Raw genomic sequence first — 13,738 nt, forward strand, 5'->3', positions numbered from 1 at the left:
AAGTGAATTATGAAGAAAAGTGGGATCACGTTTTTTGTAATGCCTTTGCTGTTTCTTTTCGGTTGTAAATCGAATACTGAAACGCAAACTGAGGCAATTACTACTATTGATACGCTAGCAATAGATCAACATATGAGTGTTTTGGCTTCGGATGATTTTATGGGCAGAAAGCCTTTCACCGAAGGCGAAGAAAAAACCATTCATTATTTAGAGTCTGAACTGAAAAGAATGGGACTGAAGCCCGGTAACGGAAAGAGCTATTTCCAAGAAGTGCCCATGGTGGAAATTACTGGGCATCAATCGGATGTAATGACTGTTTCTGGAAGGGGAAAGACCATGAAATTCAATACAAATGAAGATGTCGTGGTTTACACCGAAAGGGTTGAGGATGAAGTTGGTGTAAAGAATTCTGAATTGATTTTTGCGGGTTACGGTATTGTGGCTCCAGAATATGGCTGGAATGATTACGAAGGATTGGACGTGAAAGGAAAAACCGTGGTGGTTTTGGTGAACGATCCCGGTTTTGGCAGTGGAGATAGTACACTGTTCAAAGGCGATCAGATGACCTATTACGGCCGCTGGACATATAAGTATGAAGAAGCGGCTCGCCAAGGTGCGGCTGGTGTGCTCATTGTTCACGAAACGGTTCCTGCTGGTTACCCTTGGCTTGTGGTTCAAAGTAGCTGGACAGGAGCAAAGCTGAATTTGAACGATGAAAACCCTCCATACAAGTGTGCCATTCAAGGTTGGATAACCAGAAAGACCGCTGTTCAGCTTTTTGAAGCAGCCGGCATTAAAGATTATTCGGCACTGGCGCGAAGCAAAGATTTCAAACCTTTGGATTTAGGACTAAAAGCCAAGGTTTCTGTCAGTAATACCATTAAAAAAGATATGTCTCACAATGTGGTGGCGATGGTTGAAGGAAGCAAGAGACCCGATGAATACATCATCTATTCTGCCCACTGGGATCATTTAGGCGTAGGAGAGCCGATTGATGGTGATTCCATTTACAATGGAGCTCACGACAACGCTAGCGGAACCGTTGGGCAGCTGGCCATTGCTGAGGCTTTCGCTAAAATGAACCCCAAACCTGAACGTTCTGTGGTTTTTCTTTTTGTAACGGCAGAAGAACAAGGCCTATTAGGTTCTGCATATTATGCTCAAAACCCAATTTTTCCACCTAACCAAACCGTAGCAAACATCAATATAGATGGCCTTCCCGCTTATGGCGAAATGAAGGATTTAACCATTACAGGTTATGGTCAATCTGAATTGGACAACTATGCCAAAGCAGCTGCAGAGCAACAAGGAAGATATGTAATTCCTGATCCCGATCCAGGAAAAGGCTACTTTTTCCGTTCCGATCATTTCAGTTTTGCCAAAGTTGGAATTCCAGCGCTTTTTGCTTCAGGTTCTTATGAATCGAAAGAAAAAGGGGTAGAGTTTATCAAAGAAAAGACGGCTGAATATCAGGCTGTAAAATACCATCAGCCGCAAGATAATTATGTACCTGAAGAATGGGACTTGAAAGGAATTGCTCAAGATGCACAATTGCTATTCAATATTGGTAAGAGATTGGCAAACGAAACTTACTTCCCAAAATGGAGTGAAGGTTCAGAATTTAAAGCCAAGCGTGATGCAGATATGAGCTTGAAGAAAAAATAGATTAGGTAAGTGACAATGAAAAAGGCTCTAGTTACAGAGCCTTTTTCATTGTTTAACGATGTCTACCCTCCAACGAAGAAGTTTTCTAAACCTTAAAAATTACTTCTTCATTGGGAACCCTGAATCTTTCAGAATAAATACCGCCTTCCGCAGATGGGCCACAGCCAATTACCATTACGATTTCTGCTTTGTGAGGTAATTTCAAAAACTTTTTGATTCTTAAAGAATCCATTCCTTCCATTGGGCAAGTATCGTAACCTTCGGCTTTCATGCTGAGCATAAAGGTTTGGGCTGCTAAAGCTGCGCTTTTATGCACGCTAATTCTAACGTCAGTTGCATTTCCATGCCTCACCATCGGTTTTTTAAGCCCCACAAAAAAGTAGATACACTTTTTAATAAAGCCCCATATTCCAAATGAGTCGTTGAAATAATATTTAGGGATCAGACTTTGGTAATAATGAAAAGCCCGCTTGGCGGCTTTATCCGTTCTTCCTTCATAAACTCTTTCCATTTCTGAGAGAAGAGCTTTTTGCCTTTCTTTCCACAAGTCCTTTCGAGCAACAATGACCACCAATTCGCGAGCAGTTTTTGCCGCTTTTTGATTCATGCACATCCACGCTATTTGTTCTTTTGCCTCTTCAGAATGAATGCGGTAAAATTGCCACAACTGCATGTTGCTGCTGTTGGGCGAAAGTATAGCTCTTTCTAAGCTGCGCTGAACAGCCTCGTGGTCGAAATCGGCTTGGGCGTCATAAATCCTGACCGACCTTCGCTCTTCTACAATTTGGTTGAAGATTTCTGCGCTTTCTTTCATTTTAATAAACCAAAGGAATTAAGGTTTCCGATAGAACCGCTAATAAAAGAATGGCTACCAAATTCAAGATGAAGCCAGCTCTAATCATGTCTTTCATTTCAATCATTCCTGAAGAAAAAACAATAGCGTTTGGCGGTGTCGAAATGGGCATCATAAAGGCATAGCTGGAGGCCAAAGTGACGGGTAGTGAAAGGTACATTGGGTTTAAGTCTAGGCTAACAGAAATGCCCAGAACCACGGGTACAAAAATTACAGCGAGGGCAACATTGCTCATTATTTCTGTCATAAACAGCATAAAGGCGCTTAAGCCTAAAACCAAAACCAATCGATTTAAATCTCCCAAACTGGCAATTCCTTCCCCTACAATTTGAACAATGTCAGTCGTTTCCATGGCTTTAGCAAGGGTAAGTCCGCCCCCGAAAAGCAGTAATATTCCCCAAGGCAATTTTTTGGTGTAAGTCCAGTCTAATAGAAATTCTCCCTTTCTAAAATTCAGAGGTGTGGCAAACATCAAAATCGCCCCAACCATTCCTATGAGCGTATCATTAAGCAGAGAAGTATTAAACCAGTTATTCAGGTTGTTTCTGAAAATCCAGGCCAATGCTGTACTTACAAAAATTAAGGTCACCAATTTTTCAGCTTTGCTGATAGGGCCTAATGCTTTCAACTGATCGTGAATGACTTTACTGGATTCCGAAAGGTTTTTCACCTTGCTCGGAAATAAAACTTTGGTCAGCAGAAAATATGTGGCTGCCAACATGATAATACAAGTTGGGATTCCAACCTTGAGGTAGGTGGCAAAATTCACTTCAATGTTCATCATTTCGCTCATAAACCCAACCCAAGCCACATTCGGGGGAGTTCCTATTATGGTTGCCGTGCCGCCAATATTGGCAGCATAGGCAATGCCTAGCATAAGGACTAGAGCGAATCGCTTAATGCCTTTATCTTGACTTTCATCTACATGGAGCAAGCTGGTGATGGAAAGCGCTATAGGCAGCATCATTACCGTAGTGGCGGTATTGCTAATCCACATGGATAAAAAAGCTGTAGTTAGCATAAACCCAAGAATAATTCCGTTGGGTTTTGTGCCCGTAAACCTGATGATATTTAAAGCTATGCGTTTATGTAGGTTGTGCCGCTCCATGCCAAGTCCTAAAATGAAGCCAGCCATAAATAGAAAAATAATCGGATTGGCATATGGTGCTGTGGCTTCATTTGAGCCGAAAACGCCTAGAATTTGGAACATTACAATGGGGAGAAGGGCCGTTACAGGAATAGGAACTGCCTCGGTTATCCACCAAGTAATCATCCAAAGGGCTACACCAACAACCTTCCACGCCTGTGGTGAAATCCAGAATTCAGGGCTGATCAATAAAACGAGAAGAAAAAGAGTGGGGCCAGCCACAAGCCCAAAAATGCGAGCTGCTTTAAAATCAGGATTGTTCAAAACTTTAGCTTCATGTGAACTGCTAAAATAGTATTTTCCAACAATTGTAGTCGGTCTGGTTAAGGTAAAGGTGTTAAAAAGAAAAGAGGAGAACATCGTTATGCTCTCCTCTGCTTCAACCTTAAAATACTAAAAACTAACTTACTTAATCTAATTTTTTCGTTTTAACCTCTAACGGAGTTATCAACCATTTCCGTTCTAAGTTTGTATATGATAGATATACAGTTTAAGTCAATATTTTGTTTCGAAACGTTTCTTAATTTTTAGTTAAAGAAAGTTAAAAGCTTAAGGCTTACGCAGAAATAGAAGGGTGTGCATCTCGGTAAACTAATCCTTTGGATGAGCCATTTATTGTTCTATTTTTGCCTCAAATTTAAACCCGCTGAAATGAGTGTTTTAGTAAATAAAGATTCTAAAATAATTGTTCAGGGATTTACCGGTTCCGAAGGTACTTTCCATGCTGAACAAATGATCGAGTATGGTACAAATGTAGTAGGTGGTGTAACTCCAGGAAAAGGAGGCCAACAACACTTAGATAGGCCGGTTTTCAACACCGTTGAAGATGCAGTTAAATCTACTGGTGCCGATGTTTCTATCATCTTTGTTCCGCCTGCATTTGCTGCCGATGCGATTATGGAAGCTGCCGATGCTGGCATTCAGGTGATCATTACTATTACTGAAGGTATTCCTGTAAAGGATATGGTGAAAGCCAAAGAATATATTAAAAGTAAGAGTGTAACCTTGATTGGCCCTAACTGTCCGGGAGTAATTACTCCAGGCGAAGCAAAAGTTGGTATCATGCCAGGTTTCGTTTTCAAAAAAGGTAGAGTTGGTTTGGTATCGAAATCAGGTACTTTGACTTACGAAGCGGCAGACCAATTGGCTAAAGCTGGTTTGGGAATTTCTACTGCTATTGGTATCGGTGGGGACCCAATTATTGGTACTCCTACAAAAAATGCTGTAGAGCTTTTGATGAACGATCCTGAAACCGATGCTATCGTTATGATCGGTGAAATTGGAGGTAACTACGAAGCTATGGCTGCTGAATACATTAAAGAGACAGGTAATAAGAAGCCTGTTGTAGGCTTTATTGCTGGCCAAACAGCGCCTCCGGGTAGAAGAATGGGACACGCTGGTGCGATTATCGGTGGAGCAGAAGATACTGCAGAAGCTAAAATGAAAATTATGTCTGAGTGTGGAATACATGTTGTGAAATCTCCTGCTGATATTGGAGATACAATGGCGAAGGTATTGAACGCTTAAGATTGAAAATATTCAATTTGAAAGAAGCCTCCTAGTGAGGCTTTTTTTATGTTCATACTTTTTCTGAATAAAAAATAGGTGAGGAGTTTTTGGAGTATCTATAAAAAAGAAAAGGTATTGCCGTATGCAATACCCTTAGAGACTCAACTAAAACCAGACTACTAATGTATGTTCCCTGTTTTAATTCAAATGTAGATTTTTAAGGCTCTGAGCTCAATACCAAATAGTCGGTATATTGAAGTGAAGTGTGTAAAATGAACGGTAATGCCGTCTGCACTACCGTTCTTCAGAGCCTCAAATAATTAGACTATTTGGTTACTTTAATTGCATAGTTGCCACTTACACCAGCTACGCTATTACTGGCGGTTTTGGTAAAAGTGAATTCAAATGTGGTGGCAGAAAGCGAAGTGATTGTCACTTGTTTGCCATTGCCTGTGGTGATCTGTGTTGAACTTTCACCAACCCAGTCCCAGGTGCCCGTTGCAGGAAATAAATCACCTGCATTGGTGGTGGTGAAACCTCCGTTAGTAAAGGATAAAGTAAAGCCAGCGTAGTTATGGCTTACATCTTCATTGTCCACTTTGATGAAGCCACCATTCTCTAAAGTCCAAGCTCCTGCCAATTCTTCAAAGGCAAGCTCTTGTTCTGTTGGGCCAGGTGGAGTGTCATCACCGCCTCCTCCACCACAGGAGGAGACGATGAACAATAACACAATCAGCAAAATGAGTAATTCTAAATGTTTATGAAGTTTTAATTTCAACTGTTCCATGTCTTACTTTATTACCATGAGTTTTTTCAGAACAGAGCCTTTTTTGGATGCGATTCTGATTAAATAGGTTCCTGCAGCATAAGTGCTCACATTCACTTTAATTTGACGATCTGTGACTTTAGTTCTCGACCAAACCGCATTTCCGCTCATATCAATGATGCTTACATCAGGTACAATTGCTGGTGCTTCGGTGAGGTCTATTGTAACCCAATCAATGGATGGGTTAGGGTAGATTTTTACCTCATCTTCGTCAATCAGGTCATCGTCTAGTGCAGTTACGAGTAAGCCGACACCGCTTAATGATATGGTTTGATTGCCAACGTTAGACGTAATGGTTACCTCACCGGAATATGTAACTCCATCGGTTGGAGCGAATGTAACGGTCACTTCTTCTGAAGCTCCTGCGGCAAGGCTCACTGAACTTTTATCTACGCTAAAGCCTGCCGGAACTTCGATTTTGCTAATCTCAAGCCCATCTCCGTCACCATTATTGCTTACTGCGAATGTCAAAGTTTTTGTAGCATCTACGTCCACTTCTCCAAACTCAAGTCCATTGGCTTCTGAAGCAACCAACAGCGATGGTTCTGCCACATTGGTAATTTCTATGGTGAAGACACCTTCTTTAGAGAGACCACCTTCATCGGTTGTTGAAATACGAACTGAATAAGCAGCTTTTGCTTCTCTGTCGAAAGTTTGAGCCGTTACCAACTGATTATCCACAATTTGGAATGAACTGTTGTCTGTATCACCATCTCCGCTGACCAAATTGTAAGTGTGAGAGTTGTTTGCATCTTCGTCAGTAGTGCTTAATCCTCCAACCACAGCGCCAGCATCTTCATTTTCTGCAACAGTTAAGTTGGCAAGTGCAAGAGCAGAAGGAGCTTCGTTTACGTTTTCAACCGAAATGGTAAAAGAATTAGCGAAGCTTAAGCCTTCAGCATCCATAGTTTGAAGGCGAATTGAGTATTCTGATTTTTCTTCAAAATTCAATTGCACTTTATTCACTAGTTTCCCTGAACTGATTTCGAACTTGTCATTATCGGTATCTCCAGAACCAGCGACTAATGCATAAGTATGGCTATCATCTGTATCAGGGTCTTCCGTGGTCAATAAACCTATTTCAGTTCCAGAAGCCTTATTCTCCTCAATAGCGGAAGCACTTAACGCAATAGATTCAGGAGTTTCGTTCACATTGGTAACAGAAATTTCAAAGGTTTCTTCAAAACTTGCTCCTTCAGCATCTGTAGTTTTTACTCGGATTTTTAAAGAAGATTGGGTTTCAAAGTCAATGTCTGAAGCAATGATTAAGCTATTACCATCAATATCTAACAGAGCATTGTCGTCAGAACCTGTTCCTGTTACTAAGGAATATGTATGGCTATCGCCAGCATCGACATCAGCAGTAGAAAGCGCACTCAGAGTAGTGCCGATAGCCGTATTTTCAGCAATGGTCAATGCAGCTAGGCTAATTTCCGTTGGAGCGTCATTCACATTCGCAATATTCAATGTGAAAGTTGTTGAAACATTAGCTTCATCTCCGTCAGAAGCGGTAACGGTTATCACAACTGATCCAACATCATCATTGCTCGGTGTTCCTACAAACGTATTGTTGTCTTGGTCAAAACTTAGCCATGTATTTCCGTCAAACGAAACTTGATAAGTCAGCTTATCACCATCAACATCCTCAAAGGCAGCTTCATCCAAGGCTACACTAAGTAGCACATCTTGGGTTGCATTAATTTCTGGTAAATCAGAAACTAAGCTAGGTGCGTCATTTACATTAATCACACTGAAAGTGTATTCTTGACGAACCGAACCGCCACTTCCATCATCAGCAGTTATGAAGAATGATGTTTTACCCACATAATCGTTTGTTGGCGTTCCTGAAAGCTTTCCTTCTGCATAAGTGAGCCATTCAGGTTGGTTTTCGAAGGTGAAACTGAGTTGATCTTCATCAATATCAGCGAACAGCTCACTAACATTTAGAAGATAAGAAACGTCTTCAGTCGCATCAGCAATGGTGGTTCCAACTACGGTTGGCTTATCGTTTACAGATTGAACTGTAACCTCGAAAGTTTTGGTAGCAGTATATTCTCCATCGCTTACATTTACGGTAATCGTTGCTTTACCCGATTTGTTAGCTTCTGGGCTGAGCGAAATCGCAATACCGTCATTACTTGGAGTTAAAGCAATTGAACCATCTTTAATTAGGGCCTGATCCGATGATGAAGCCGTGAATAATAGATCAGAAAGTTCGCTGTCAATATCTTCAAAGCTCACAAAAAGGCCTGAAAGTTCGAAGTCTTCCTGAACCGTTTGATCTTCGATGTCATCAAGTTCTGGCGCATCATTCACTGGATTTACGGTAACATCAAAGTTGAGATATGCAGCTTTTCCATTGGTTTCAGCAATGAGGAAAATCTTATCAGAACCTGAGAAATTTTCTGGAGCTGAAATGATCAAATCTTTGCCGTCTTCTGAAATGGTTGCCGATATTGAAGAGTTTCCTGTGATTTGATAAGTGAATTCAGCGTTAGCATCATTGTTATCAGCGAATACTCCTGCCAAATTGATCGACAATGTTCCGAAATCCTCATCTTCAGTTTGGTTGTCGATAGTATTGGCTACCACAATGTCTGCTGAAATATCTGAAAGAATAAAGGTCACGGTTTGGCTTACGCTCTCTTCTCCATCGCTGGCAGTAATGATGATATCCTCATTATTTGCCGCTACGTTTTTAGCCGTTATGGTCAAAACGCCATCAACTTCCACTAAATCGAATAGATTGCTTGAACCGATGGTATATTCCAAATCCGCATCTGAAGTTTCAACATCTTTGAAGAATTTACCCAAGTTTAGATTATAACTAGGGAAGTTTTTCAAGACTTTCTGAGTAGGAATTACAGCTTCATTTTCAGGCGCATCATTAATAGGATTGATGGTAAGTTTAAAGCTCTCCGCATCCGAAATAGACTGGTCTGTTCCTAATCTATCGTCTGCTGTTACACTTAAATTAACCACGCCATTGTAGTTAGCCTTGGGCGTTATGCTCAATATATTATCGGTAATAGATACATTTACAACGCCTGTTTGATCTGCCGCGGCCGCAAAGCTGAATATCGACAAGTTAGAGTCAATATCGGTTGCAGAGAGGTTGATTGTAAGCGGAGTGTCTTCATCAATTGAAATGTCATCCAGAGCATTTACAACAGGCTTATCGTTAACAGGAAGCACTTTTACATCGAAACTTTTGAATACTGTATAAGCTTCGTTGGTGCCTGTTTCTTTTACTTTAACCGTGATTTTTGCTCTGCCGTTATAATTTGCTTTAGGGCTTATGATCACCTGGTTTCCGTTGATTGAAACTGGGACATTTGTGCTTTCCGAAGAACTTGCTGTTACGGTAACATCACTATCTACATCGCTAAAATTCAGGTCGAGCGTAAGCGTTTGGTCTTCATCCAATTGCTGATTGGCAATGGCCTGCAATTGTGGAGGATCATTAACGTCCATCACTTGAACAACGGCATATGATTTAGCCGTAAAATCCCTTTCCGTGTTCATTACCGCGAACTGAAGTGAATCCAAGTAGCCTGTTTCTCCACTTGGAGTGTAAGTCACGCTCCATTGAGCCAAGTTCGCTGAACTTTTTACCTTAACAGGAGTAGAATTTGCTCCTGTTTTTGGCAGAGCTGAGATGTCTATTTTAGAAGAAGAAAGATCAAAACCTCCTAATTCCACAGCATACAAATTCAGTTCTACTTCTTCGTTTTCAGGTGTGGTTCTTCGTGTCGCGAAAGTGAAGAATTGACCATCTTCCGAAGCTTCTGGATCTACATTTTCACTGTTCTGAACAGGGTCGGCAGAAATCATGGTTAAGAGAGATACGCTAAACTCTTTATTGACCAAGCCTGCATCAGAGCTTCCGCTGCTGGTGTTGTTAAGAATAAAAGCCGCGTCATCTGTATATCCCGTTGGTGTTGAAACTTCCGCAGTAATAAATACCTGAGATGCAGAAAATAAATACGGAAACTGAGCTTGAAGAGCATCGATGTCAGCAGTAAGGATATTTCCTTCTACCGATAAGTCTCCTAGCATATAAGTTTCTTCCGTTAAAGTCACCAAACTAGGCGCAACAGGGTTAGACAGATCTATAAAGCTTACTTTAACCGTATAGCTACTGTTAAACTGATCGTCTTTTATAGACAAACCCAACGTTTTGCTTTCAGATGAACTTTCAATTACCTCAAAGCCTTCAACCTGATGCGGTTTATCGGCCACATTGAAGGTGAAACTAAATGTTGCTTCTTCTGATTCAAGGGTTCCATCTTTCTCCTTCACTTTAAACTTCAAAATATCGTTAAAGCCTGTGCCTGGAGTAAGGCTAGGGGAAGGAGTGAATTTGAATTCATTGCCTTCTGTGCCTACTATTTCGATAGAACCTGAAGTAGGTTCTTCGATAATGATAAACTCAATTTCATCTCCATCAGGGTCGTAGCCTTCCAATTCAATATTGGTAGATGCGCTTAGAAAAATAGCGGCATCGGGTACAATTGCAACTGGTGGATTGTTCTCTTCTACAGTGAAGAGCGGTGGTACAAAGCCGAATGACCCTTTGATTTCATCCTGGCTAGAAGTTACAGACAAAAAGCCTGAAGCCCCCATTTGACCCACCGATGCATAGCCGGTATAAATACCTCCTGAAATCCATTTACCTCCTCTGGCGCTTGTGTTAACCCGAACGTTACGAAGCGAATCTTTATTGACTTCTTGGGCGTGAGTAACGAATCCCAAGGCAAGAAGCCCCAAAGTGAATAATGGCTTCAGGAACATTTTATGTATTCCTTTTAAGCTAATCATTGCAGATTATTTTTTATCTGTTGATTGAGTGGTTTGAGTAGAAGAACCTAAAAGCGCTTCGATTTTAGCAAGAACGCTCTTCCATAGCTTTTACACCAGATAGTTCTGCTTTCAAAGTGGTGTTTTCTTTCTTTAAATCTTCGATTTGCTGCTGAAGCTCCTTAACCGCTTCAACCAACACAGCCGACATTTCAGCATAGTTTACAGCTTTGTAACCATCAGTTTTTGTTACTACCAATTCTGGAAGTACTTTTTCAACTTCTTGAGCAATGAAACCGATTTTGTTTTCAGGCTTGTTTTCGTCAATCCAATTGTAACGAACACCTCTCAAGCTGTTTACTTTCGCCAAGGCACCCAAAAGTGGTTTTACATCTTTTTTCAATCGAGCATCTGAAGTTTGGTTGATGGCGAAGGCTGATACGCTTCCTGAGAATTCTCCAGAACCATTTCCGTTCAACCATACATGTTCTCCGTTTTGGCCATCCAATGCAATGTGGCTGTAAACATCGACACCATTGTTGTTGAAGTCAGCAGCGCCATACATTCTAATGCCGGTTCCTACCGAACTCTTCAGGTTGAAATCTCCTGAGTAGGTATTGGCACCAGAAATATTTACTTGTGCATCTATTAGCGAAGGTCTGTATGTTCCTCCGTTACCATCGGATTCTTCATAGTCGCTAGCCATCTGGAAGATAGGTTTCTTCAAGCCATCATCTTCCCATGATTTAACCCCAAGATTAATACTTGACAAACTTGAGTTATTCATGTCCAGAGAGGTATAATCCACCCCATCTTTTTGATTGATGTTCAAGGTGAAAAGATCAGGGAAGTAAGTTCCACCATTTCCGTCATCAACAGCGGCAGCGCCTCTCATGGCAAAAAATGCAAGGTCAGAATTCTCCCATTCTTTTCCTCCAAGGAAGAAGTTAGATGAATTAGGCCCTTCTAGTAAAATTCTGCCTCCAAGAGTTTCATTACCATGAATGGAAACCATAGTTCTGTTTGATGCATCAGAAATTCTGAATTGACCGAAGTCTTCACCACCACCAGATAGCCATCCGCTTTGAACACGGCCTTTGGCTGTTCCATCAGCATTTCTAGCAATCATATTTGACCATGGATTCATGTAGCCGGCATGTTGATATACTACTCTTGTCTCACCAATCTCCGGAATGCCTGCGCTCATTTCCATATAAGCCGAACCTTGAGGGTAAGAAAGCATTCTGTAAGCGGCTCTTCCTAGGGAATCATTCAGATTTAGTAAGCCAGCTTTTGGTCCGTTTGAACCTAAAAGAACATTAGGTTGATTATCTGGGCTAAAGAGTTGAAGCCTTCCAGCATCTTCTTCGTTGATGTCTAAATTGTATCTTTCAGAACCTGAAAGAGCAAGTAAGTTAGAAAGTTTATCGAAGTCTAAGATGGCAATACCTTCTCCTTCTTTACCTAATTGAATCATGCCTTGTTGGCCGTCTCCATTGTCTTGAACCGACATAAATATGCCTTCGAAAGGAGTTGTGTTTTCTGGATTTTCAGTGTTTTCAACTTGTCTACCAAACAACTGGAATACAGGCAGATTGGCTCCGTCTTCTTCCCATACCTTCGAACCCAAGTAAAAGTTTTGGCTTTCTGGGCCCCAAAGTGTCATTTGGCCGTGAGGTCTTTTGTCAGCTACCCAATCGCCAGGTCTGGAAGTTCCTCTGATTTGAACGGTTGCTCTATCTAATGAATCGTAAAGGCTTAATAAACCACCAGTTCTCGCAGGATCACTACCAATTAAGGCCCTTCTTGTATTGTTATGGCCAAAAGTCAATACAGAACCAGATGCATTTGGCTCGTAATAATTTAACTGAACACGAAGGCTATCTCCTTCATTTGGTCCATATAGGTTTAGATTGCCACCGTTTCTTACGGCCACATCACCTTCGAACCAACCAGCCCAGTTTTCAACACCATTTATGGCTCTACCCCAAATCGCTTTATTGATTCCGAGTCCTTCAGCCCTACCTAGTATACCTTTGTTTTCTACTTGTGTATCGCCTTCAGAGCCTACAGATGAAATACCCGCTACACCAATGTTGTCAACTCCAACAGACCCTACTGCCCAGCCGCTAACTCCAGTGTTACCCCAAGAGTTAGACTGCCCATAACCTACAACTCCAGTATTGTATGAACCTTCTTCGTATCCTGTGGCTCCGTTTCCAGGTCCGCCAGCTAAACCTAATACACCTGCATTGCTTGGCCCTGCACCAAAGGCTTGTCCGCGGACACCTTCATGATTTCCAATGCCGTTTCCGGTGGCGCTACCAAGAACCGCAATTTTAATTTTGTCGTCTCCTTCCTGAGATAGGGTGTTACCTCTGAGGGCAATTTTAGAGCCCACGCCAGTCATGTCAACCTGAATTCCTCTTTGAGAACCTTCCGATACATTCTCGGCTGAGATATTGAAGTAGAAAACGGTGTCAGATTCTACGTTCTCGTTGTTGATAGAAATTCTTCGAGGAAGATCATCAGTTGGACCAATTTCTTTGGGAGAAAATGGAGCAAATAACTTAATCGTGCCTAGTGTGTTATTACCCACACTGATGGTCATTTCTCGTTCTATTACATCATAGAAGAGTTCTTCTGGAAGCAATGTTTCCGATCCCAAAGTAGTTGAGTAAAGACCTTCAATTACTTGAATTGACTTTGTTTCTGTCCAAGTATTCTCGCCAACTGTAATAGAGAAGGTCATAGTTCTGTTGCCGTTCACAGGCTGGCCATTCTCATATAGAGTTCCTTGGAAATTCATTTTTCTCCCTGGATCGGGAGCCTCAGTTCCCTTTGAGGGATCCTGAAAAGGAAGTGCGCTTAACTGGTTCCCTGTGCCGATGAACAGGGCCGTTAAAAGTGTTAAATAGAGTAAATGTTTTTTCATGAG

7 protein-coding genes are annotated in these 13,738 nt (G+C 41.5%); 2 read left to right on the forward strand and 5 right to left on the reverse strand.

What is annotated here, in order from left to right:
• Positions 1 to 9: 9 nt before the first annotated feature.
• Positions 10 to 1,665: a M28 family metallopeptidase gene (locus ACXACJ_RS01685; RefSeq protein WP_475132528.1), complete on the forward strand. Its 1,656-nt coding sequence runs from the start codon at positions 10 to 12 to the stop codon at positions 1,663 to 1,665.
• An 85-nt stretch (positions 1,666 to 1,750) separates the two neighbouring features.
• Here the strand turns inward: ACXACJ_RS01685 and ACXACJ_RS01690 are convergent, their stop codons facing one another.
• Together ACXACJ_RS01690 and ACXACJ_RS01695 are read right to left on the reverse strand one after the other, a co-directional pair.
• Positions 1,751 to 2,479, reverse strand: a complete 729-nt coding sequence (locus ACXACJ_RS01690; RefSeq protein WP_475132529.1) for a nitroreductase family protein — start codon at positions 2,477 to 2,479, stop codon at positions 1,751 to 1,753.
• A gap of 1 nt (position 2,480) precedes the next feature.
• Positions 2,481 to 3,929 (reverse strand): SLC13 family permease, encoded by a 1,449-nt coding sequence (locus ACXACJ_RS01695; protein ID WP_475132530.1) that lies wholly within the window; start codon positions 3,927 to 3,929, stop codon positions 2,481 to 2,483.
• Positions 3,930 to 4,316: 387 nt separating this feature from the next.
• Here ACXACJ_RS01695 and sucD point away from each other — a divergent pair, with 387 nt between their 5' ends.
• Positions 4,317 to 5,192, forward strand: coding sequence for a succinate--CoA ligase subunit alpha (gene sucD, locus ACXACJ_RS01700; protein WP_475132531.1), 876 nt, complete (start codon positions 4,317 to 4,319; stop codon positions 5,190 to 5,192).
• Between the two features lie 307 nt (positions 5,193 to 5,499).
• Here sucD and ACXACJ_RS01705 read toward each other — a convergent pair whose 3' ends face one another.
• The 3 genes from ACXACJ_RS01705 to ACXACJ_RS01715 form a co-directional block, all read right to left on the reverse strand.
• Positions 5,500 to 5,961, reverse strand: a complete 462-nt coding sequence (locus ACXACJ_RS01705) for a hypothetical protein (RefSeq protein WP_475132532.1) — start codon at positions 5,959 to 5,961, stop codon at positions 5,500 to 5,502.
• A gap of 3 nt (positions 5,962 to 5,964) precedes the next feature.
• Positions 5,965 to 10,821 (reverse strand): tandem-95 repeat protein, encoded by a 4,857-nt coding sequence (locus tag ACXACJ_RS01710; protein ID WP_475132533.1) that lies wholly within the window; start codon positions 10,819 to 10,821, stop codon positions 5,965 to 5,967.
• Positions 10,822 to 10,885: 64 nt separating this feature from the next.
• The gene (locus ACXACJ_RS01715; RefSeq protein ID WP_475132534.1) at positions 10,886 to 13,735 is read right to left on the reverse strand and encodes a tail fiber domain-containing protein; all 2,850 of its coding nucleotides are present in this window, start codon (positions 13,733 to 13,735) and stop codon (positions 10,886 to 10,888) included.
• Between the last annotated feature and the right edge of the window lie 3 nt (positions 13,736 to 13,738).

It is taken from the genome of Roseivirga sp. AWQ4_251 (assembly GCF_056158225.1).